At 51.5% G+C, this 21,815-nt stretch carries 20 protein-coding genes and 1 pseudogene; 7 read left to right on the top strand and 14 right to left on the bottom strand.

The features are described 5' to 3' along the window. Positions 1-88: 88 nt before the first annotated feature. A complete protein-coding gene (locus tag R3B84_00295) occupies positions 89-1,681 on the bottom strand; it encodes a Type 1 glutamine amidotransferase-like domain-containing protein (GenBank protein ID MEZ6138983.1) in 1,593 nt (530 codons plus the stop codon). 272 nt (positions 1,682-1,953) lie between these two features. Here R3B84_00295 and R3B84_00290 point away from each other — a divergent pair, with 272 nt between their 5' ends. The 4 genes from R3B84_00290 (at position 1,954) to R3B84_00275 (ending at position 3,839) form a co-directional block, all read left to right on the top strand. Further along, positions 1,954-2,376: a secondary thiamine-phosphate synthase enzyme YjbQ gene (locus tag R3B84_00290; protein ID MEZ6138982.1), complete on the top strand. Its 423-nt coding sequence runs from the start codon at positions 1,954-1,956 to the stop codon at positions 2,374-2,376. A 45-nt stretch (positions 2,377-2,421) separates the two neighbouring features. Continuing rightward, on the top strand, positions 2,422-2,919 hold the full coding sequence (locus tag R3B84_00285; protein MEZ6138981.1) for a hypothetical protein: 498 nt from the start codon (positions 2,422-2,424) through the stop codon (positions 2,917-2,919). Between the two features lie 197 nt (positions 2,920-3,116). Continuing rightward, positions 3,117-3,305 (top strand): hypothetical protein, encoded by a 189-nt coding sequence (locus tag R3B84_00280; protein ID MEZ6138980.1) that lies wholly within the window; start codon positions 3,117-3,119, stop codon positions 3,303-3,305. A gap of 105 nt (positions 3,306-3,410) precedes the next feature. Further along, positions 3,411-3,839: a hypothetical protein gene (locus tag R3B84_00275; GenBank protein ID MEZ6138979.1), complete on the top strand. Its 429-nt coding sequence runs from the start codon at positions 3,411-3,413 to the stop codon at positions 3,837-3,839. A gap of 270 nt (positions 3,840-4,109) precedes the next feature. Here R3B84_00275 and R3B84_00270 read toward each other — a convergent pair whose 3' ends face one another. The 5 genes from R3B84_00270 to R3B84_00250 form a co-directional block, all read right to left on the bottom strand. Next, positions 4,110-5,399 (bottom strand): MFS transporter, encoded by a 1,290-nt coding sequence (locus tag R3B84_00270; protein MEZ6138978.1) that lies wholly within the window; start codon positions 5,397-5,399, stop codon positions 4,110-4,112. Further along, on the bottom strand, positions 5,396-6,160 hold the full coding sequence (locus tag R3B84_00265; GenBank protein MEZ6138977.1) for a creatininase family protein: 765 nt from the start codon (positions 6,158-6,160) through the stop codon (positions 5,396-5,398). Before R3B84_00265 ends, R3B84_00270 begins: the two co-directional genes overlap by 4 nt. 161 nt (positions 6,161-6,321) lie before the next feature. Beyond that, complete coding sequence (locus R3B84_00260) at positions 6,322-7,776, bottom strand: sulfatase (GenBank protein ID MEZ6138976.1); 1,455 nt, start codon at positions 7,774-7,776, stop codon at positions 6,322-6,324. Beyond that, the gene (locus R3B84_00255) at positions 7,773-8,714 is read right to left on the bottom strand and encodes a lysophospholipid acyltransferase family protein (GenBank protein MEZ6138975.1); all 942 of its coding nucleotides are present in this window, start codon (positions 8,712-8,714) and stop codon (positions 7,773-7,775) included. Before R3B84_00255 ends, R3B84_00260 begins: the two co-directional genes overlap by 4 nt. Next, positions 8,711-9,769: a Gfo/Idh/MocA family oxidoreductase gene (locus tag R3B84_00250; GenBank protein ID MEZ6138974.1), complete on the bottom strand. Its 1,059-nt coding sequence runs from the start codon at positions 9,767-9,769 to the stop codon at positions 8,711-8,713. Before R3B84_00250 ends, R3B84_00255 begins: the two co-directional genes overlap by 4 nt. Before the next feature lie 109 nt (positions 9,770-9,878). Here R3B84_00250 and R3B84_00245 point away from each other — a divergent pair, with 109 nt between their 5' ends. Both R3B84_00245 and R3B84_00240 read left to right on the top strand, forming a co-directional pair. After that, positions 9,879-10,661 carry a phytanoyl-CoA dioxygenase family protein gene (locus R3B84_00245; GenBank protein MEZ6138973.1) on the top strand — a complete coding sequence of 261 codons (783 nt, stop codon included), beginning with the start codon at positions 9,879-9,881 and terminating at the stop codon, positions 10,659-10,661. Between the two features lie 57 nt (positions 10,662-10,718). After that, positions 10,719-11,384, top strand: coding sequence for a DUF4291 domain-containing protein (locus R3B84_00240; protein MEZ6138972.1), 666 nt, complete (start codon positions 10,719-10,721; stop codon positions 11,382-11,384). Between the two features lie 37 nt (positions 11,385-11,421). Here R3B84_00240 and R3B84_00235 read toward each other — a convergent pair whose 3' ends face one another. Together R3B84_00235 and R3B84_00230 are read right to left on the bottom strand one after the other, a co-directional pair. After that, entirely contained in the window at positions 11,422-13,017 is a 1,596-nt protein-coding gene (locus R3B84_00235; protein MEZ6138971.1) for a 2-isopropylmalate synthase, read from the bottom strand. 512 nt (positions 13,018-13,529) lie between these two features. Then, the gene (locus tag R3B84_00230) at positions 13,530-14,903 is read right to left on the bottom strand and encodes a DUF1501 domain-containing protein (GenBank protein ID MEZ6138970.1); all 1,374 of its coding nucleotides are present in this window, start codon (positions 14,901-14,903) and stop codon (positions 13,530-13,532) included. 217 nt (positions 14,904-15,120) lie between these two features. On the opposite strand from R3B84_00230, the gene R3B84_00225 reads away from it, so the two are divergent. Further along, positions 15,121-15,993 (top strand): hypothetical protein, encoded by an 873-nt coding sequence (locus tag R3B84_00225; protein MEZ6138969.1) that lies wholly within the window; start codon positions 15,121-15,123, stop codon positions 15,991-15,993. Positions 15,994-16,030: 37 nt separating this feature from the next. Here R3B84_00225 and R3B84_00220 read toward each other — a convergent pair. From R3B84_00220 to R3B84_00195, 6 genes and pseudogenes are all read right to left on the bottom strand, one after another. Beyond that, a pseudogene (locus R3B84_00220) lies at positions 16,031-16,279 on the bottom strand (DUF3387 domain-containing protein). 61 nt (positions 16,280-16,340) lie between these two features. Then, entirely contained in the window at positions 16,341-18,296 is a 1,956-nt protein-coding gene (locus R3B84_00215) for a hypothetical protein (protein ID MEZ6138968.1), read from the bottom strand. Then, entirely contained in the window at positions 18,286-18,864 is a 579-nt protein-coding gene (locus R3B84_00210) for a hypothetical protein (protein MEZ6138967.1), read from the bottom strand. The genes R3B84_00215 and R3B84_00210 overlap by 11 nt, the downstream gene beginning before the upstream one ends. Then, complete coding sequence (locus R3B84_00205) at positions 18,861-20,243, bottom strand: dsDNA nuclease domain-containing protein (GenBank protein ID MEZ6138966.1); 1,383 nt, start codon at positions 20,241-20,243, stop codon at positions 18,861-18,863. The genes R3B84_00210 and R3B84_00205 overlap by 4 nt, the downstream gene beginning before the upstream one ends. A 41-nt stretch (positions 20,244-20,284) precedes the next feature. After that, positions 20,285-20,437, bottom strand: a complete 153-nt coding sequence (locus tag R3B84_00200) for a hypothetical protein (protein ID MEZ6138965.1) — start codon at positions 20,435-20,437, stop codon at positions 20,285-20,287. Positions 20,438-20,544: 107 nt separating this feature from the next. After that, positions 20,545-21,564, bottom strand: a complete 1,020-nt coding sequence (locus tag R3B84_00195; protein ID MEZ6138964.1) for a Gfo/Idh/MocA family oxidoreductase — start codon at positions 21,562-21,564, stop codon at positions 20,545-20,547. Positions 21,565-21,815: the final 251 nt, after the last annotated feature.

Genomic DNA, 21,815 nt, shown 5'->3' with positions numbered 1-21,815 from the left:
TTTGAAGAGAGCCACAGAACTGGTGGCAAAAATGAAAAACAGCACATTTTCCAACGGACATTGACAGACAATCATTCCGCCAGTTTACCTACTTCGCTGGTAGCTGTTTGCGGTTCTTCAAGTCGTACCGGTCGCCCGATTTCAGTTCGAGATAATCTGGCGTTGCGGTGGGGGGCAGCGAACTGCGATCGTAAAAGGCGACTTTACTGCGTCCCACCACTTCGCAGACGGTGCCACGCACAATAATTGCGGTGCCTTCATCGAGTCCTATCCCCAGATACTGTGGGTGGTTTTCCATCAGATAGGTCATATCTTTTGGTCGTTTGCGGGCAAAAAAGTGCTGATCAATTGCAGTTCCTGGTAGATACCCAAAACCTTTTTCATAGCCTTCTGCCATAATCTCCAGATTTCCCAACGGGTGGGCACGTGGCATGTAATCTGCCTGAATCGAGGCACCAGCAGACGACCCACCAATCACACCACCACGATCGAGAACTTCGCGAAATCGCTTTTCGCACAAGGTGTCCGCATAGGAATCGATAAAGCGCCAGTGCCTGCCACCAGAAAACCACAACCCATCTGTTTTGGTCAGGATTTTGGAAAATTCTTCCGAATTCGCCTCCGTGCGGCTGGTGGTATGCAGCACATGGATATTCTTCACGCCCGCCTGACGTAACATGCCAACTTCGAATACCTTTTTGGGAAGTTCATCTCCGTATGCAGTGGCTACCACTACGAACTGTTTCTCAACACCACCTGCGGCTTCCACAAATGCTTTCAGTGCATCCGGTGGGGTGCCACCGCCACCCACAATCACCAGCGTTCCCTTCTTCACTTCTGGAGGGGAGGGAGATTTTTCCGGAAATGTTCCCGTTTTGCGATAATAAGCCGTTCGCCGCAGGGCAAAAATATCCGCAAATTGCCGATTTCCAAGAACTTGTGTGCTGGCCACCCGTCGCTGTTGATCGTTCTGCACCACCACAGCACCCGTGGTACCCTGCACGATGATCTGCCGACCGTTCACACGCACATATGTGTTCGTATCCAGCCCAAACCCCACGTAGCCTGGCTTCAGGCGCATTGCCTGTTGCAGAATGTCCAGTCGATCGCGACTGAAGGCAAACGGTACTACGCAGAATTGTTCCAGCAGACCCAGGCCAGGTGCCGTTTGAATTCGTGGGTAGGTCTGGCTGAGTTCCAGACTGCCCACCAGGCCAGCGGCGGCACCTTCGATAAGAATGGTTTTCCCTGCACGCACGTGGGCCTGCAATAATTCCCGCAACTTGTTGCTGGAAAAGGCTTTACGAAGAATCTCCAGATTGCCGGTTTCGATTGAAAGCACGCTGGCGGCCTGAATTGCTTTCCTGTTTTCTTCATTTTCAGCATCGTCAGCCGATTTCAGCGCCACCAGTTTTGTGCTGGCCCACTTATCGTGCTTCCAGCCAGCCAGGCGGGCATCGAGATCCACTTTCTCATTTTCCGGTGCGAGCAGCACCACCAGTTTGGGCTCTTTTTCGCTGAGCGTATCGACAAAGTCCGTGCGGAGTTCCGGTGTCAGGTAATTGGCCCCAAAAAGGTGCAGTGTGCCCGGTATTTTTTCCGGATACAGATCATCTGCGTAAGAGAACTGTAGATGGACGCTCAGCAGGACTAATGAAATTAAAATGCGATGGTGCATCATTTTTTTCGTGTAAGTGGTTCAAAGGACAGCCCCACGTGGGGAGTCAGCCAGGTAAAAGATCCGCAGCAGGCGAAAATCAGTGCGCGCGGGAGAGTAAGTAAATTGTTTCTTTTCAAAGAAACATCGTTTTGAAGCGTGCACGGCAAAATTCTATTGCTTTAGCTTTGTGTGGCGCGGTGTGCAGCCGTTTTTCGTGGAAAGTAGCAGCAACCTTGCAACAGTTGAACTTCAACAGGTACAATTGTGGCATACCGTTATCTGTGCCTGGAATCATGAAATCACATACGGAATACCTGACCTTCCAATTGCCGGCCCGCATGGCTTTTCAGAACATCACGCCGAAGATCGAAGAGATTGTTCACAAAAGTGGGGTCCAGGAAGGCCTTGTTTTGTGCAATGCAATGCACATTACCGCATCTGTTTTTATCAATGATGATGAGCCTGGTCTCCACGAGGACTACAAGAAGTGGCTGGAAGAATTAGCTCCTTTTGATCCCTCCCCGGAACGCTATGCCCACAATCGCACGGGCGAGGACAACGCCGACGCCCACATGAAGCGGCAGATCATGGGTCGGGAAGTCGTCGTCGCCATCACAGAAGGGAAGCTGGACTTTGGACCCTGGGAGCAAATCTTCTACGGCGAGTTCGATGGTCGCAGGCCCAAGCGGGTGTTGGTGAAGATCATCGGGGAGTGACTGAAACACTTCTTGCTGCCTGTACAAGAATGTAAGAGGAGAACGATGGCATCGAAAGCAGAGCAGGCTGTCAGCCGCTCGCTAAGGACGATACTCGCAGACCTGCCGAACGGTGCGAGTTTTATCGCTTACACACCGGACGGTTTGTTCTCAGAACACCTTCTCGACCTCTTTGGCGGTCTTGAATTCTTCCTCCCCCAAGTTCTGAGAAGAACCCATCCCGAATGGGCGCATGAGAGTTTGGATGGATTCCGCCCGTTGGTGGGTCGAAAGATCGGGAATTCGGCAGCGGAAATCTTCGGCCTCTGCATTCTGATCACGGACCAAACGCTAACGCCGATCCACCTGCACATTCAAGCGTCAAGCACCGCAGATGAGATTTCATGGCTCGAATGCAAGTTGGGGGAGGCGAGCGAAAAAGGCGTGGTGCGAACGCCGTGGCCGTCTGGAAATGCGACAGACAATCTTGTCCACGCTTTGGAAGGACGAGCCGACTCGATTGAATGGGTATACACGGTCGGGCTCGGAACGAGACGCTCTTGACAGGGGGTTGGCGAAAGCTCCTGCCTCGGTTCAGGAATAGCGTGTCCAACCTCAAAACGACCGCAGCAGCTTCACGATCTGCTGCGGATGCTTCCGGTGCGATCCCTGAACCAGATCGCAGGTCAAACAGTCATAAACAAATAGATCGAATCCCAAGCGGGTGCTGGTCAAGGTGATTGGAGAGTAAATCATTTGCCATGTCTGCTATATTTCACGAGATCGAAGCTGAAATCCGATATTTGACCACCCAAGAGGGTGGCCGGAAGACTGGTGTGTCCAGTGGCTACCGAGGGCAGTTCTACTACGGTGGCCAAGACTACGATGGCTTTCAATACTTTCCTGATGGTGCGAGCATCGGTCCGATTTCTTCTCGAAAAATGGGATGATGTCCACTCTAAACAGATCACCGTTGGAATGCCATTTGAGATTAGAGAAGGTAAAAGGACGGTGGGATTTGGACGAGTGACCAAGATATGCCGGAGAGCATCGCAATGACGGGTAACCCAAACGGTCTACACATTCTTGAGAAATACTCACGGATTCCGGCGTCCTCCATTCGGTATGTGGCCAATGCGGATGCCGACATTGTACGATCCATCCACAATGGCGTTCTTTTCTTGGTTGCTTTCTGGAGTGGCCCGTCATTGAGCGCATTTTCCAAACTAACCAAAGCCATCTACGACATGGGAGTTGATGATCTCGAAGTTGTTGCGGTGGACGTTGACGGTTCCCCCGACATCCACCAGCTGCCAGAGTTTAAGGAACTCTTTGGTGTGGTAAATGCACCATCGGGATGGGGCGAGGCGGCATTTTGCCGAAACGGTCAGATTGTCGCTGCTGCGATCATCGGGGGCGGACACGATCCGAACCAATACTACTTCAATGCGAGAGAATTTCTCTCATCATTTGACGGCGAATAATTTCACGGGATCAGCTCCGACATTCAAACGGGTGTTAGTGTTCCACGTGGAACGTTTTGGTATATTCTGAAATTTGAGGAAATGCCTGAATTAAACACTCCTGGACGTATCGGGAATTTAAAGGTAACTGCGTTTATTACACAGAAAAACCATCTGGTGGTGCGTCAGTTCCCATTGGGAATAACGTTTTTGCGCAAAACTAGACGTGTAAAATGCCAATCAGCACAAATTTCCCCAAAAATGTATACAAATGTATATTTTAGTGCTTCTTTACTCTTCTCCCGATTTTTCAGTGGGCAGCAATCGCTGTTCACGTGGCCATAGTCCAATAATAGCAAACAAAGCCAGTAGTGGGGCTAAACTGGCAATCCAGAACCCAATTGCGTAAGAGCCAGTTGTTTCAATATGCCTGCCCAGACGCCCCTGGAAAAAGCCAACGATGAACCAGGACATCGCAGATAGTAACCCACTGAATAACCCCATGCTCTTCAGTGATAAATCCTGTACCAGTGCGTAATACAGTGGGTGTAAACCAAGAATCCCAGCCCCAACAATGAAAATGCACCCCAGTAGTATCCATCCTTTCGGAAGACTGGGGATGGCAAGAGCACACATGACAAACATCACACACATTGCAAAACTGATCAGTCGGCCGGTGTGAAGACTGCATTTTCGACGGACACACCATAGCACGACGAAGCCAGAAAGGATGCAACCGATATCCGCAGCAATGAAATAGCCCACGGTGATCATGTTGCCTTCGAATTCGCTGTACAGTTTGTTTTCCTTCAAAAACTTCGGCAGCCAGGCACGCAGGAATTGCCAGGTAATGTTCAGGCAGATTACCACGATCAGCAGTGCGGAAAAACGCAGGTAGAACACAGCAGGTGGAAGGGCTGGCGTATTGGCTGTGGTTGGTGTGTTACTGGTGTGAAAAGCAGCGGGTTTCATCACTCGCAACCAGAGTGGAATCCAGAGCAAGCCCAAGGCACCGATTACCCAGAACGGGACCGGCCAGGCGAAGCCAGCACTGCGAAACCCCTGAATGACAAACGGTGTCAGAATTGCTCCCACGGACGCACCACTTTGCAGTACGCCGTTGCCAAGTGGGCGATCGGAAGCAGAGAGTACAGCACGTGCAGTTAACAACGCACAAGGCCAATGGCCAGCTTCAAAAAAACCTAACATCGTGCGGGTGATCAGCAGCCAGTAATACGATCCTCTTCCCGGTGGTGCATCGGCTTTCTGCAGCCAATCCTGGATGAACTGGTAATCTGCAAAGCCTGTCAGGATACCCGCACACGACCAGCCAAACAAAACCAGTGGGTACAGTTTCCTGGGGCCAAAGCGATCCGCGAGAAAACCAAAAGAGATGCCACCCAACGCAAATGCCCACGAAAAGGCACGCTCAATATTCCCGTAACGAACATCATTCAGTTGAATTCGGGTTTTTAATTCGGTGGCCACCAGCGAAACCGTCATCCGGTCCATGTAATTCAACATGGTGGCTAAAAACAGGATGCCGCACACCCACCAGCGCCAATTGGTTGAGAGGTTCATGCATCCCACCCTTCACCGTTCCAGTGACATATCTTTTCCAGCAGATTGACCACACCACCAGCGAAAAATTGTGCAAGTTCAGCACCTTTTGTGGGTGCCGCCTTCGCCGGATGCCCAATATACCCAGGTGCGGAGCGATCCGGCATCACCCATGCCCGGTGTGCTGGCGTAAACCCTTGGCCAAAAGGAACTTCGGGCAATTCCTGCCAGTTACCCTGCACCAGATTCGGACGCAGGTGCAGCATCATCGAAGTTTCCCACTCGCAGGCGTGGCCCATTTCCTGCTGATACAATTCCGGCATCTCCACCGTGGGAGAGCCCCCTGTGGTCCAATAAGTGGTGGTCAACAGCAGTAAGTTCTTTTGCTGCCGATACTTCTGGCGAAGTTCAAAGGTCGCCTGCTGCATCGGCACAATATTCCCACCGTGGCCATTAATGAAGACTAATCTTGTAAAACCATGGCACAAAAAGTTCTCCGCCTGATCCCGCAGCAGATCCAGGTAAACCCTGGGTGAAGCAGACATCGTCCCCGGATGGTCCAGGTGGTGTTCGGAATTCCCCAGCCACTGAAGTGGGGCAAACAACACTTGTTCTGCAATTGGCTTTTGTTTCACCAGATCCAGCACACCCTGTAACAGAATGCTGTCTGTAAACAAGGGCATGTGGGGGCCGTGTTGCTCCAGTGCAGCAACAGGAAAAATGATGGGCGTGTGCCTGGGCAGTCGATTTACCTGCGGCGATGTGAGTTCCAGTAATTCCATAACGGGTCGAATATGATCTTGTTGTTACAAAACAGTTACGATTTAGCAATTCTTGCAGCCACTTCTCAAAAATTACTGGATTCAGCTGGTTACTGCAAGCAGGAAATGAATGTGCTCGTACTTTTCCGCTGGGATATTCAGCGTTTGCACCACAAACGGATTTACAATCGCTTAGGATTCACGGGCGTTGTGGGCACAGTACCAGATACATTTTTGGGAAACTGCTTTTTCAAGCCCTGCCACACCTTGAGGAATTCAGGATCACCAAATCGATTTTTTGCTTCCTTGGGGTCGGATTCGTGGTCGTATAATTCTGCACCCAGCTCCCCTTCATTCCATTCGGTATACCGCCAGCGTGCGGTGCGAATCGTTCTGCCCATTGCTGTGGGGTATTTTTCTGTTTCCGGTCGAAGAATTTGTGAAAATGCTGGATGCTCCCACGTGGCGTGGGGCTCTTTCAACAGCGGTGTCAAAGATCGACCAGCCAAGGCTGGGTGTTTTAATCCAGCGAGTTCTGCTACGGTGGGGTAAATATCCACAAATTCCACCACGCGATTGCAGACGCTGCCATTTCCTTTGGCATTCGGTGTACAAAAAATCAGCGGGCTGCGGGTAGATTCTTCGAACAGTGACCGCTTTTGCCACATTCCCCCATGTTCACCTAAATGGTAGCCATGATCACTCCAGAGCACAATGATGGTTTTTTCAGCAAGTTGTGCCTTATCCAGGGCATCAAGTACAAAACCAATTTGGGCATCGACAAAACTGACGCTTGCATAGTACGCCTGGAGTGCCTGCCGACAGGTTTTGGCATCCAGCCCGTAGTTGGGTGTCAGATGATTGTGGGCCCAGGTGGGTGCTGGCAATTTCCCACTGGATTTGGGAACTGGAGGCAGCTTGATTTTTTCCAGTGGATACATCTCAAAATACTTTTTCGGTGCCACATACGGTGTATGGGGGCGAAAAAAGCCTACTGCCAGAAAAAATGGCTTTAAGTGCTGCTTGGCTAGCCATTCTGCCGCACGCTGGGCGATTTTACCATCTGTCTGCTCGAGATCTTTGCCTTCTGCTGCGAGCCAGCTGAGTGCGGCACTGACCGGTTTCTGTGGAGTCGGATTGACAATGAGATTTTCCTCATCAACATCCGCACCTTTGGGATTAAGCACCGAATCCCAGGATGGGCCATCATCCAGGCCATTGGTACCAATCCCTTTCGGCACATCGTAGTGGTAAATTTTGCCAATTCGAAAAGTTTCCCAGCCCGCGTTCCGAAACAATTGTGGCAAGGTGACATGCTTGGGCAGTGATGTACGGAAATGCCGATCAAGATCGTAAACCGTTGTATCATCGGGTCTTAGGCCAGTCAGAATGGAAGCCCGACTGGGGTTACACAGCGGGATTTGACAGTAGGCCCGATTGAATAGTACCCCACGTTTCGCCAGACGGTCTATGTTGGGTGTTTTGCACACAGGGTGCCCCGCACAACTGAGCACACTGGCCAGGTCGTCTACCGCAATCATCAGTACATTTGGGCGATCTGCTGCAAAAAGTGGGCTATATAAAAAAAATTGGAATATTGCAATAATCGCAATCAGTAATTTTGAACTGATTTTCATGAGATGGCACTCATTTTTGGTTTAGTTTTTGCCGCAGGTTGGTGCTTCCAGCGTCGGTGCAGCCAGAAATACTGCTCTGGGTGCTGCACCACCAGGCGTTCAATGGCCTGCGTAAATCGTTCTGTCATCTTTTTCACGGCGTTCGATTCATTGACATAGTCGATGGGGTCGATGACCTCTTCACAGATGATTTCATACTGCATCGGCCCACCAACACGTGGGACTCCCACTACCACCATCGGTGCGTTAAATTGGATCGACATCAGTGCCACTGCCTTATGGGTGGATGCGGGGCGATTGAAAAAATCAACGAACAGCCCACGTGGGCCCGCATCCTGATCCCCCAAGGTGGCAATTTTGCCGTTTGCATCCATCACGGAGGTAATCTGGTCGAAATCGCCTTTTTTAGCCAGAATAGTCTGCCCGGTTTTCTGGCGAAACTGCTTCAAATACTTCTCCAGGTGGGGATTATCCAGCACGCGGGCAATCGCATACGATCGAAAACCGGTGGTGCCCATCACATAACCAGCTACTTCCCAGTTTCCAAAGTGGCAGGTCACAATCAATAGCGGTCGTTCTGCAACGAGCCGATCAAGCACTGCACCTAAGTTCTTTTCAGAGCAGTATTTGCGCCAGTTTTCCTGGTGTAGTCTACGTGGGATAAACATCAGTTCCACCAGCATCAGGCAAAAATGGTGGTAGCACCCACGGACCATCGCATCCACCCGTTCCGGTTGATTGGCGAGATGGGGGAAGGCGTGGCGAATGTTGTCGCGTGCCACTTCACGGTGGCGTTTGTCGACCTGATATGCAAACCACCCAAGAAATCGTGCGAATGACACTCCTACGTGCAGTGGGAGAGCCTGCAGAATAGCTGCCACAAAACGCACCACCAGGTAAACGGCATAATCCCGCTGGGGATGGTGTTTTTTGCTCATACCAGTGAAATTGCTTTGCCAGTCGCCATCGATTCATAGATTGCACAGATCACTGCCACTGCTTTGCGGCCTTCGGTGCCATCTACTTTAGGTTTTGTGCCTGTACGAATTGCCTCCACAAAATCGGTCAACTGGCGGGCATGGCCAGTATGGCTGATTGCTTTCGGGTCGCTGGAACCACCAGACAGACCTTGTTTTTGGGCAAACTGCTGTCGAATTAAGGCATCTTCCGGTACTTCCGCTTTGAAATCCCAACGGAGAATATCTTCCTGTTCCACCACTACCGAGCCAGCATCGCCGTGAATGGCAATCGTTTTGGGCAGTCCCGGGTGTACGCTGGTCGTTGCCTGAATGACGCCCAGTGCACCATTTTTGAATTGCAGGCAGGCCACTGCGGTATCTTCTACTTCGATCCGCTCGTGTGCTAAAGTCGCGGTGAATCCGGAAATCCGTGCCACATCGCCCATCATCCACAGCAATAAGTCGACATTATGAATTGCCTGATTCATCAATGCACCCCCACCATCGAGGGCTTTGGTGCCTTTCCAGCCGCCTTCATCGTAATATTTCTGGTCGCGCCACCACTTGCAGGTGGTTTCGCCCAAAGTCAGGCGACCAAACTTCCCCTGATCGACAGCATTTTTCAATGCGATATTCGCATCGTGAAACCGTGATGGGAATATGGTGCATAACTGCACGCCGTTTTTCTCACAGGCCGCAATGATCTGGTCGCACCGATCTGGAGTAATTTCCAGAGGTTTTTCCACCACCACGTGCTTGCCAGCATTTGCTGCCGCAATTGCAGGCTCCAGATGGGCTCCACTCGGGGTGGTGATGATCACCGCATCGATTCCCGGTGCGGCCAGCATCGTAGCCAGATCGGTAAACACTGGTACCGGTTCGTGGTAGGTATCCTTGAACAATGCAGCGGCATTATCGGGATTTCGAGTCAACACCGCTGTCAGGTGGGCATTCGGAACGTCGCGGATTGCGTGTACGTGAAACCGCGAGATCATCCCGCAGCCAATGATGGCAAAGCCAAAAGGAGTAGTCATCTTGCCCACCTGGATAGGGGTTTTCGCAATAGCGTCGGCGGTGATGGCCAACACCAGTCAAGGTTGTTGTTATATAAATACAGAGATCTCTCCAATGGTGGTGTGAGCCATGTTTTCCAACACGCAATTGAATGAATTTTTGCAGGCATTTGAGCGAGATGGTTATGTACTGGTGCCTGGGCTGTTCAGCGAACAGGAAACCGCAGCCTTGCTTCGTTACGCCAAAGGCGACCAGAAGATCACGAGCGAAGCATACGTGCGGAAAGATGCCACAGGTGGGGAAAGCAGGCTGGCACTGCGAAACGACATTACTGATGATTCGATTTATTCGGCAATTGCCCGTTCGGATCGGATTGTAAAGACAATGGAAGTTCTGCTGGGAGACGAAGTTTATCACTATCACCACAAAATGATGCTGAAAGAGCCCCACGTGGGAGGTGCCTGGGAGTGGCACCAGGATTATGGATACTGGTACCACAATGGATGCATGTTTCCTGACATGGCGAGCTGCCTGATTGCGGTAGATCGAGCAGAAAAGGCCAATGGGTGCCTGCAGGTCCTGCGGGGATCTCACCGTCTAGGCCGTATTGATCATCATTCAACGGGAGATCAGAAGGGGGCCGATAACCTGTACGTAGATGCAGCAAAAGCTCGCTACGAGCTGGTTTATTGCGAAATGAACCCAGGGGATGGGCTATTTTTTCATGGCAATCTCCTGCACTGCTCCAGCAAAAATGAGAGTGAACGCCCACGGTGGTCGTTAATATGTTGCTACAACACTCGTCATAATGATCCGATTATTAAAAATGGCCGCCACCCCAACTACACCCCACTGCTCAGGTGGGATGACCAGCACGTGGAACAGTTTCTGCTGAATTTCAATAAAAGCTGACCATCAATTTTCGAATATTGACTTGGACTTTGCAAATCATCTTCCAGGAGTATCCCCTTGAAGCAGCTTTTTGTTGAAAATTATCTGGAACAACTTTGCCATTGGCCGAAAGAAGGCAAACACATTCTTGCCCACTTCGATGCAGATACGATAATCGTTTATCAGGCGTACCATCAAGAGATTGCCGAGTATGCGGTAGAGCACCGTGCTTTTGGAGGTTTTGGAGGTGCCAGTTTCAGTTACTCTCGCATGAGTTGGATTAAGCCAAATTTTCTGTGGATGATGTTTCGTTCGGGCTGGGCAACCAAACCGAATCAGGAAAGAATTTTAGCACTCAGAATATCCCGGCATTTTTTTGATTCACTGCTTGCACAATCAGTTGCTTCGACATTTGACCAGGAAAAATATGTTACAATTGATGAATGGCAGCAAGCACTGCAGAAGTCAAATGTTCGCATGCAATGGGATCCCGACCATAATCCGTCTGGCAATCCTATCTCTCGTCGTGCAATTCAATTAGGATTACGACGGGAGATGTTAACAAGATTCGGCAAGCGGGAATTAAAAGAAGTAATTGATATTACATCGTTTGTTACAGAACAACGCGAAGTGCTGCAAGGTAACAAAAACATGCTACTGACAGTCAGCGAGCGAGTGTATCAACCCTCGGACGAAGCGATCAGAAAGCAGATCGGTCTGGATGATTGGCCCGCAAACGTATGAAGTTAACTTTGCTGATGCCTCTCATTTCAGCAGATTTTCACTGCTGTGCGGTTTCTGGCACCACTTCGTGGGAGACGTGGTCAGTGGGTTTCAATCTGGGTTGAATTTCCCGCAGTACAATCCGGTTAACTACCTGCAGGAAAGCCTGGGCACTTGCTTCAATCACGTTGGTGTTCACACCTCGACCAGCAAGTTTCCGTCCGTCGTACTCAACTTCCACCAGGGCTTCTCCCTGGGCATCCAGGCCACCAGTGACACTTCGCACGCGGTAATCGGTAACTTTCAATTCCACACCTGTCCCACGCTGGATCGATTTCAGCACCGCATCAACCGGACCATCACCCACGGCAGGAACGCAAACCGTGCGGCCATCTTTGTGGGATAACGTTACCGCAGCGGTGGGGGGGACACCAAAACTGGCCGAACAACTGAAGTTCTGCAAGGTCCAGGCTTCTGAAGTGCCCGTATGCAGGTGGTTATCGACCAATGCTTCCAGATCCGCATCGTAAATAATCTTTTTGCGGTCTGCCAGCACTTTGAATCCTTCAAAGATCTTTTGCAGTTGCTGGTCGTCCACCTGATAGCCCATTTCCTGTATTCGCTGCTTCAGTGCGTGGCGGCCACTGTGCTTGCCCAGCACCAGTTCGGTGCTGGTAATCCCCACGTCTTCCGGTTTCATAATTTCGTAGGTGCTGGGGTTCTTCAGCATGCCATCCTGGTGAATCCCCGCTTCGTGGGCAAAGGCATTCTGTCCTACAATCGCTTTGTTGCGCTGCACCTGCATGCCTGTTACCACCGACAGCTTTCTGCTGGTGGGATAAATCAGGCGGGTGTTGATACCGGTCTGCAGGTGGTAAAAATCGCTGCGGGTGTGCAGCGCCATCACAATTTCTTCCAGCGCAGTGTTGCCGGCACGTTCGCCAATACCGTTGACTGTGCATTCCACCTGTCGGGCACCTTCCATCAAGGCTGCCAGACTGTTGGCCACTGCCAGGCCCAGGTCGTTGTGGCAGTGCACACTGAAAACCACATTCTCTGCACCACGCACATTTTTTTTCAGGTAGCGAATAATATCCGCATAGTGGCTGGGAACAGCATAGCCCACGGTATCGGGAATGTTTAACGTGGTGGCACCTGCCTGCACCGCAGCCTCGCAGACTTCTGCCAGAAAATCCAATTCGGTGCGTGCAGCATCTTCTGGCGAAAACTCAACATCGTCCACGTAAGATTTTGCCCTACTGACCCCCGCCTTGGTGCGTTCCAGAATATCTTCGCGGGTCATTTTCAGTTTGAATTCGCGATGGATGGCACTTGTTGCCAGAAAAACGTGGATCCGTTTTCGCGTGGCATCCTTCAGTGCCTCTCCCGCACGGTCGATGTCAGCATTGTTGCTGCGTGCCAGCCCACAGATCACCGGGCCTTGAATTTCGCGGGCAATCGCCTGCACCGATTCAAAATCCCCTGGAGATGCAATCGGGAAACCAGCTTCGATAATATCGACGCCTAGATCCCGTAGTGCCCGCGCCATTTCCATCTTTTCGGCCTGATTCATCGAGCAGCCCGGGGACTGTTCGCCATCGCGCAAGGTGGTGTCGAAAATGTAGACCCTGTTTGGATCCTGAGACGCGGACATCGGTTTCTCCAAAAAAAATGGCCTCGGTTTTTCCGAGGCCTTGGTTCAATTCGTACGTTGATACCAACCCACTCGGAACATTCAGTGCTGTGCTAGAAGTTCGAGTGCAAGGTATAAATGTTTCATGATTCTTCCGTTCCAATAAAGCTATTTTACACCCACGTGGGAAACATCGCAAGGTAGGCAGAATATTTTTCGGTGCGTCCCCGCCACTGATCGACATTCAAACGATCGTCAGTGTTCCACGTGGAACGTTTTGGTATTTTCTGAAATTTGAGAAAATAGCTGAATTTTGTCCATCTTCGTGATTCGTTTGTTGCAGAAACACCTGACTGCTGTTTCCAGGTTTCATTAATAGCAGCAGTTTTTGTAGGCACTTCGTGCCTGAAGCAGGATTTCTGATACACTGGTCACCGTTCACACGAGGCTAGTCAATCGAGCTCTGTGATTGAAAAGAGGGTACAAAATATCTTTGCAATCTCAAACTTTAAAATTAGGCCGAATTACGAATACTACCCCAGGATGCCTTCAATGATCTGACCATCGCACAGTTGCAGTGGGCGTTTCAGGCGATCGTGCAGTTCCAGTCGTGGGTCGACACCCAGTAAATGGTAGATTGTGGCGGCCAGATCTTTGGGAGGAACCGGATTCAGTGCCGGTTCGGCGGCAAAGCGATCGCTGGCACCATACACGGCACCACCTGCAACGCCCCCACCTGCCAGAACGGTGGTAAACACTTTGCCCCAATGATCGCGACCATCTTTGCCTGCACCTGCCCCACCTACGACCGATTGCCCCACTTTGGGGGTGCGGCCCATCTCGCCAGTCCAGATCACCAGCGTGTCATCCAGCATCCCACGTTCTTTCAGATCGTCCAGCAGTGCGGCGGTGGCCAGATCGCTGACCGGGCAAAGACGCGTTTTCAGGTCGATAAAATTGCGACTGTGGGTATCCCAATAAACGCTGACATTGGTAATACCATCGTTGGGCCAGAATACCGTCACCAATGGCACGCCCGCTTCGACCAGTCTGCGTGCCTGCAGGACCGATTGACCGTGACGGTTCATGCCATACCGTTCGCGAACTTTTTTCGGTTCCAGCGATAAATCAAATGCCCGGCTGATGGTGGGATTGGCCAATAATTGAAACGCTCGTTCGTAGTTGGCCTGTTTTACCGCATCGGTGGGGAGAATCTTCGAGCCACTATCCCCATCCAGGTTGGTCAGCAGCGATTGCCGATTCGATAAACGCTGGTGGGAAAGTTCTGCCTGTGGCCGCAAGGCACCCACGTGGTAGTCGGGCAGCGAAGCATCCGCATCAATCCGCATCGGGTTGTAAACCGGGCCCAGCCAGCCCGCACCCTGGCCGTGGCTTTGTTCCACAAAACGTGGGGCACCGTTCGGCACCACGGGCATCATGGAAACATAAGGCGGCAGTGGGCCTTTTCCTCGCCCCAGGTGGGAAAGCACTGCACCGTAATTCGGCCAATCGTCGCTCAGCCCCCCACTGGGAGCCGGTTTTCCCGTCAGCAGGTGGTGCGTCGCTGTCGTATGGTTCACATCGTTGTGCGTCATCGAGCGAATCAGGCACAATTCATCTGCCCGCTTCGCCAACTGGGGAAAATGTTCACTGATCTGCAAACCAGGCACGGTGGTGGAGATCGGTTTGAATTCCCCACGGTAGACATCGGGGGCATCGGGCTTCATATCCCAGGTATCCTGCTGGGCAGGCCCACCCCACATGAAGAGGAGAATACAGGCTTTGGCATGGGGTTTCTTTTTCGTAACATCCTGTGCCTGAAGCAGTTGCGGCAACGACAGACCAAACATCCCCAGCCCACTGGAGAGAAGAAAATCCCGTCGATTCGTGATTGGAAAGGTGCTCATTACAGGTCTTCAGCATTTGGGAGGTAACCACATTATAAATGGTGGCAGGGGAAAATGAAACAAAACTTCACGATGATTTTCCTTGTCGTATCGAGGTGGATTTATCTTTTTGCCAGTCCGTGGACCAGACATTTGATGCCTGCTTACAACCAAGTACTTCCCTTGTGTGATTGCATCGATACAGAAATAACATGCGTCCCCAACAATCGGTTACAGCGTGAATCGGGATCTGATCGACACCATCAAAGCACACTTAGCAGATAAATCCACTGCCCACCTGCAGAAAATTGTCTCAACGGAACCTGAGAAACACTGGTCCTTGGAAGCACTTGAAGCTGCGGAAGAACTTTTATTAGAACGAAAAAACAGGCTTGCTGAAGAGCCAGCGGCACCCACAGTCGACCAACAGCCTGAATACACCTACAACCCTGAAGAATTAGCGAACAGTATCTTATTCTCTCTCTGCACGGGATTTCTCTACATTCCCTACTATCATCGAGAAGAAGCGCTGCCAATACAATTCGGGCAGGATATCACTTGGTTCGCGATCGAAAGCAGGGATATTCAGGCGGTGGCAACCGCATTTCAATTGACAGAAATCGAACCAGTCGAGTGGGAAGAAGGTGTTGATGCTGCCCATCGGGACTGGGTATTTGTCTCCCCACCAGTAGGGGACTGGATTCTGGTGGTAGGCAGATCATTATTGATGATACCTGACAGACTGACAGAATTGATGGAACAATTGAGCAACCATTTTTCGGAAGTGCAATACTTTTCCAACCAGGTCGAAGTTGAGTTATATATCTGGGCTCGGGCTCGAGAAGGAAAATTGGAGCGTGCATTCGGCTGGATTGGCAAGCAGGAGAACACATTCTTGGATATTGGAGTACCCAGCGATGAAGAAGAAATATTAGGGATTTCTACAGAGTTTGGGGAACCGCGATGGTATGAACCAGATCAACTTGAATTCAGCAAGTTCCAATTGGAACATTTGTTTGAACTGGCAAACCACTGGAGTATCGATCCCATGTCTCTGGATGAAGATCGACTGTATGAAACCGAGGGGCTGCAGGGGAAATGGAAGAAGTAAATCTGTGCCCAGCTTTTCTGAGGGGCACCGGCTGCCCTTAATCGTCCACACCATTTTCGGTGGATAACTCGGCCTGTTTCAGCACCAACTGGGTGGCATCTTCGGAAAGATCCGGTAGGTAACCATACATTGCCAGCAAGCGCCGAACTTTGCGACGCAGATCCGCACGCACGCTTTCACGTTGTGTCCAATCCAGCTTGGGCATTTTTTTGATCATTTCTGCCAGTTCGCGTGCCATCAGGCGAAGTTGATCCGACTTCATAATTTCTTTTGCGGAACCATTCTCTGCAAGTGCATCATGACATCATAATTGCTGTAATCTGAGTAACGATAATGACGAAACTTAATCAAGCACCGCGGTAATAACTTATGAGAGGCGGATGGTTCTCGTCGTCCGGCGTCAGGTAGCGGTCTACAATGTTTACGCCACTGCCTTCGGGAGCGAAAAATTCGTTATCGATCAGGATGACCTGGGTTCGTTTCAGGGGACCCAGAACGAGGCTGTATATCTCCCGGAATAATGCCTCAATGACGCTTCGGTTCACGTCGGGCGAGATGCACTTCGTGACGTGGTCGATCAGTAAGAACGTCGGAAGCGGACGATCATGGGCTTCAGCTACTATGTGGACGGCCAGAGCGTAACAGACATTCAGAAGGGTCTTCTTGCCATTGCTACCAGCGCCGTAGAAGTTCCAGGACTGTCCGTCCTCTCCACCCTCAAGGATATCGGGAATCCACGTCTTGCGGTTAATCCGCACAACGTCGCCCTGGTTGACTCCGGGCACACCCACAGCGAGGAGCAGACGCAGGTATTCACCTTCGAGTTCACCGACCAGTCGGTTGGCACTGATGAGCCCAGCGTGTTCCTCTTGGATTTGCCTTCGCAATCTCTCTGCCTCGGCTACCAAAGTGTCTGCCTCACGTTCCAGGCTCGCGATAGTGGCGGGTAACTTTCGGAATCTTTCTAGACCGCTTAACCGCTCTTCGAGCATTGCGGTGCGTCGGTCGGCCTCGCGTGTCGCAGCGATGAAGGGAGAGTCGTATTTAGAGAGTTCCTCATTCAGTTGTGAGTCGAGACTATGTTTGTCCGCTCGCACTGTCGCGACATAATGTTCTTGCTTTCGGATACTCCTCTTCGTGCGACCCAAAGTGTCATCAATCTCCTTCAGTCGGCTGTCGAGATCACGACGTAAGGCTTGCACAATGGTGGCCCGAGCTTCGTCGTCCTTGGGAGTGGCTTTTCCGCATAGGTTGCAACAGCTTGGGTCAGGGGCCGAAGTCACCTTGGTTCCGCATTGTGGGCAGCTCTCGAACGCAACGTCGGATAGGACAGTAGCAGCTGTGGCGGCTCGTGATAGTTTGTGACGTGCAGTCAAGAGTTCACCCTTCAATAACTCGAACTCGCTCAACCGCACCTTGAGGTCTGCAAGGGCCTGCTCCTCCATGCCAAGTTGTGCACTTTGGTCCCGCAGGCGATTTCTCAAAGTATCCGCGAAATGGGTCTCGGCATGGTACGTAGCCTGGAGTTCGGCTTGGTGCCGTTTGGCTCCCTCGAACTGGCGGGTGGTTTCTGTGATGTCAGCTTCAACATCCATCTCAGTCTCATACCCTACTTCCTGAAGGAATTCGCGTATCTGCTTCGCAGCGGCAAGCTTGCTGGTACGGTTGGTGATGGCAACTTTCAGTTGCCGCTGGAGTTCTTCCAGTCGTTCTGTGTAGTAGCCAAGAATGTAGCGGATCGCGTACCTGCTCTTGGTCTGCACGAAGATTTCATGCAGTCGGAAGAACGAGTGGTCGAGTTTGTTCTGATCGAGGTAACAATACCACAGGATGTCCCGGATGCTGAGTCGTATCAACTCCGATTCTTCGTCGTAATTGCTCTTCTTTACCCGCAGTGGTTGCATCCCGAACAGGTAAAACATGAGGTCGCTGAAAGTGAACACAGACTCGCCTTCTACCAGAGGGGCTGCGTTGTCTGGCTGTTGGAGCGGAGCCAACGCCCCGAACTCTTTCCCTTTCTCGTCCGTCCACGTCACCTGGACGGTCGCAACCCCCTCCACCGTTCGCTCGAAGCGAGCGACGTATCTGCCGACCAGTGCCAACAATTCGACCGACAGCAGTTCCTTCTTGATCGCCGTAGTGCGTTCGATTTCTTTAGCACCGAGGCAATAGTCGATCAACCTCGCGATGGTTGATTTGCCTGCACTCAGCTTGCCGTGGTAAAAACTAACCTGCGGGCTGAAGTCGATAGTTTCCTGCCCTCGACGGCACAGTAGAGTGAGTGAAATTAGCCTAATTTTCATGGCGGATCTCCTGTCCCAGCCGAAGTGAGACGATCTCAGGAAAGGTGTCGTAGATGAAGTTCTTCAGCGTCGTACCGCCTATGTCGAAGCGACGCTTGACCACCCGCGTGCGGGCGAGGATGTCCGCGTTTTCTTCTCGCTCAGCAAGCTCGTCCGCCTTGGCTATACCTGGCTCGGTCAGTCCAATGTGGTACGTGCGGCCTTGAAGAGTAATCGTGGCTAAGCCGTGGGCAACGAGCAGGTTTAGAAATCGTCGGTAACGATGGTCCCACGGGCCGTACTTGAACCGCACCATCGCGGACTCTACGCTGTGCCGTTCGTGATCTTGAACGGCTGCCTCCTCGACCGGCTTGATTGTCTCGTTCGGGTTGGCCTGCTTGCGTGCTTGCAATGCCCGCTCCAGGTAGACCGGATAGCGAAGCAGGAAATCAAGTTTGGCGAGCTTCGTCAGTCCTTCGATGGTGCCCTTCTTGCTCTTTTCGGCGAAGGCTCGTAGCAGGATCAGGAGTCGAGATAAATGGAGGTCGTCGTTCTCTTCGAGGTCGGCCAAGATTTGGAACAACGTCATGATGCCGCCTCCACGTGGAGGTCGAATCTCTGGCTCCACCACAACGGGCACTCCTCTGTCATGATGCCGGCGATCCCGAGTAGCTGGTCGTATCTGACTCCGTGGAGTGCGTTGCCGCTATCTTGGTGCAGTTGACGTACTCGCCCCTTTACCAGCATCAGCATCGCGGCTCCGTATTGTGCCCCAGGCTGGGCTTCGGCGGCCTGCCTTTTGGCCTCGTTCGCCTCTGTCAATACCGCGGATCTCAGGTCTTGGTACTGGGCGTTCGCCTTGCTGACGCCGAATTTGTTGATCCAGGAGGACAACACATACTCTGCGGCCTGCCTCTGCTGCACAGCCTCCTCTATGTCGTCGATAACGATGCCACCAGCAGTCATCTTGGCTTGCTGGGTCCGAGTACCTACGGGAAGCTTGTCGGCGGCGAATGTAGTCCCGTCTGCGAGTGGGGTCTTGGCCCGGAACGCGCGGCGGATGACCTCTTCGGCTCTGGCTCTGTCGAATCGCTTTGCCAACAGGATACTGTCGGCTTTGGCTTTCTCGGGGTCAATGCAGATTTCGAAGTAGTGCTTTTTGAATGAGGCGTGAGTCATAGAGGAGGCTGTTGCAACTTCGGAGATAAGGGCCTCGGCTATTGAGTTCAGATCGTCATAGGACTGGTTCTTGCCCACGCATTCCAGTGTTGCCAGAAGGCTGATCACCGGGGCGGTCATTTCCGTCAGGGACGGTGTTGTGGTAACCGCAACCTTTTGGAAAACTGAGAACGCTCTATCGAGCATCACTTCGTGAGTTTCCTTTGGTTGTACCATTGACTGTTGCTGAGTTGCCGATGATGGACTCGTAGCACCCGCTGAACAGGGCGATGCTGCACTTTTCTTGGACTTATTTGGTTTCGGTGTATTAGGTGCCGGACATAGCTTCTTGATGAAATCGAGGACTGGCTTAGGGGCGTCTTCCCAAGTCTTCCCTCTAGCCAAATCTAACAGGTGTGGAAGGTTGCTTCTGTTCTTTTTTTCTTGCCAGAAGCCACAATTGCAGCCGAGGACGAATTCCTCGAACTGGCCCGGAAAGTCACGTTCTTCCTCGATGAACCGTTGCAGCGACTTCATGATTTCTTCATCGCCCGACTTGAAGGGCATGGCGCCGTCTTCCCTCGTCTTGATCTGTACACCCTTGAATCGGCCATTCATGCGCTTAACGAGAATGTCTTCCTGCTGTTCGCAAATAATCTCGATGATCGCCTCGTCTTCGTCGAATAGAGCGAGGATGTAACAAGTTGCCCGCACGTCCTGATAACGAAAGCGGCGGCGTGTTGCGTCACCCGGATCATTTGGATTGAGGACTTGGTCTGGAGCCATGATTGGCGTTAATTCTTCACTCATAGCATTTCCCCAAACTAGGTATTTCGTCTATTGCCTATGCATCACGCCCCAAGCAATAAGTAGGACAGATAATTGATGAAAGAAGCATTCATGTCAAAAGTTAGAATAGAAACTCTGCATTGCAGAATATATGCGTCCTTCCATTGCGCTACTGCAAAGGCAAGGCCGCTGTTGTTGGTCTCTTTCTCTGCCATTTGGGCTCCTGAAATTGAACAAACCGGAATATTTCTTTCCGGTCTGCTTTTGTACACTTTCGGCTGTTTGCTGTCAAACAATTTGCTGGCCAATATTTCCCAAGCGGTTACAAAGTGATTTCTTTCTTTTGCAGAACAGAGTCGCATTCGCGGTAGCACATTACCAGGGCATCGCGGGCCAGTTGCCCACTGAGCCAGTGGGGTGTTTGGTTCTGTTGAATGCCAGCCACAGCCATCTGCACTTCCTGCCCGAACGCAAACGAAGGATCATCACTGACTGCCAGTGTCACTGTTTCAGCACCTTTCGACGTAATCAGTTTCAGTGGGCAGCATTCGGAATCGAACTTCAAGGTTGCCTGTTCAAAGAACAGTTCAAAACCATGCACAAACGGCCTGCCACCCTGGCACAACCAGCCGGAGGTGCAGGTGATGGCCGGCCCATTGCCGCCAAAATTGTACGCGGTGGTCAGGTGCACCACCAGACCATTCTCAACAACGCCCGTGGCCTGCACCGATGTTGGTTTACCGCACAATAAGCCAATGAAGTGGGTATCGTGAATGTGCAGATCGATTGCCGGGCCACCTGTTTGACCTGCATCGGCAATATCGGCAGACCAGTCTGGTTTGGAAATTACCCGCGTGAAGTGCCCCGCCAGCAGTTTGCCGTAGCGACCATCCTGCACCGCTTCCGCAGCAAAGCGAAATTCGGGCATAAATGGCAGCACGTGGGCCACCATCAGCAGTTTGCCGGTTTCTTTCGCCACTGCCAGCATGCGATCAGCATCTTCCGCAGTCAACGCGATGGCTTTTTCCACCAGCACGTGCTTGCCAGCTTGCATCGCCTTGATGGCAGTCTCGGGGTGAGAGCCCGTAGGATTGCAGATATCCACCATGTCGATGTTGGGATCGGCAAGCATCTCATCCAGTGTTTCGTAGGTGCGAACACCGGACAGATCAACCTGTTCTCCAGGTGGGCCAAAGTTGCCACGGATGCCTGTCCAGTCTCCCGCACGCTTTTTCGGATCTTTGCTGCACAAAGCCACCAGCTGGGCATCGCGTACATGTCGATAGCCCAGGTAATGTATCCATCCCATGAAGCCAATGCCCACTAAGCCAATACGAACCATTGGAAAGCCCTCGTATAAAGTAATTGTCCCTGTTCTATCAGTTAAGCGGCCCAGGTGCGATCAGGAACAGGCGAATCCATATTGTAAGCATGAAATTAATTCCATGCACACATTTAATATATCCATGTGCTTCTGAACAGATTCAATTTTGTTGCAGATCTGGCAAAATTTTTCAGGCACCTGGTTTGCGTAAGTTGATGACTGATAGCAACTTACAGCAAATCAAGGTATTTTGGATTTTTTCGCAAAAT

Origin of the sequence: Zavarzinella sp. (assembly GCA_041399155.1) — a bacterium.
GTDB lineage: Bacteria > Planctomycetota > Planctomycetia > Gemmatales > Gemmataceae > JAWKTI01.
Note: the sequence above shows the minus strand (reverse complement) of the source record. Positions and strands in the feature narration are given on the sequence as shown.

Coding starts and splice junctions, on each gene's coding strand:
- R3B84_00265 (MEZ6138977.1), bottom strand. CDS start 6,160: ATGGAATTACTGGAACTCACATCGCCGCAGGTAAATCGACTGCCCAGG.
- R3B84_00200 (MEZ6138965.1), bottom strand. CDS start 20,437: ATGGCAGAGAAAGAGACCAACAACAGCGGCCTTGCCTTTGCAGTAGCG.
- R3B84_00260 (MEZ6138976.1), bottom strand. CDS start 7,776: ATGAAAATCAGTTCAAAATTACTGATTGCGATTATTGCAATATTCCAA.
- R3B84_00245 (MEZ6138973.1), top strand. CDS start 9,879: ATGTTTTCCAACACGCAATTGAATGAATTTTTGCAGGCATTTGAGCGA.
- R3B84_00290 (MEZ6138982.1), top strand. CDS start 1,954: ATGAAATCACATACGGAATACCTGACCTTCCAATTGCCGGCCCGCATG.
- R3B84_00255 (MEZ6138975.1), bottom strand. CDS start 8,714: ATGAGCAAAAAACACCATCCCCAGCGGGATTATGCCGTTTACCTGGTG.
- R3B84_00280 (MEZ6138980.1), top strand. CDS start 3,117: ATGTCTGCTATATTTCACGAGATCGAAGCTGAAATCCGATATTTGACC.
- R3B84_00295 (MEZ6138983.1), bottom strand. CDS start 1,681: ATGATGCACCATCGCATTTTAATTTCATTAGTCCTGCTGAGCGTCCAT.
- R3B84_00250 (MEZ6138974.1), bottom strand. CDS start 9,769: ATGACTACTCCTTTTGGCTTTGCCATCATTGGCTGCGGGATGATCTCG.
- R3B84_00235 (MEZ6138971.1), bottom strand. CDS start 13,017: ATGTCCGCGTCTCAGGATCCAAACAGGGTCTACATTTTCGACACCACC.
- R3B84_00210 (MEZ6138967.1), bottom strand. CDS start 18,864: ATGACGTTGTTCCAAATCTTGGCCGACCTCGAAGAGAACGACGACCTC.
- R3B84_00195 (MEZ6138964.1), bottom strand. CDS start 21,564: ATGGTTCGTATTGGCTTAGTGGGCATTGGCTTCATGGGATGGATACAT.
- R3B84_00205 (MEZ6138966.1), bottom strand. CDS start 20,243: ATGAGTGAAGAATTAACGCCAATCATGGCTCCAGACCAAGTCCTCAAT.
- R3B84_00215 (MEZ6138968.1), bottom strand. CDS start 18,296: ATGAAAATTAGGCTAATTTCACTCACTCTACTGTGCCGTCGAGGGCAG.
- R3B84_00285 (MEZ6138981.1), top strand. CDS start 2,422: ATGGCATCGAAAGCAGAGCAGGCTGTCAGCCGCTCGCTAAGGACGATA.
- R3B84_00230 (MEZ6138970.1), bottom strand. CDS start 14,903: ATGAGCACCTTTCCAATCACGAATCGACGGGATTTTCTTCTCTCCAGT.
- R3B84_00270 (MEZ6138978.1), bottom strand. CDS start 5,399: ATGAACCTCTCAACCAATTGGCGCTGGTGGGTGTGCGGCATCCTGTTT.
- R3B84_00275 (MEZ6138979.1), top strand. CDS start 3,411: ATGACGGGTAACCCAAACGGTCTACACATTCTTGAGAAATACTCACGG.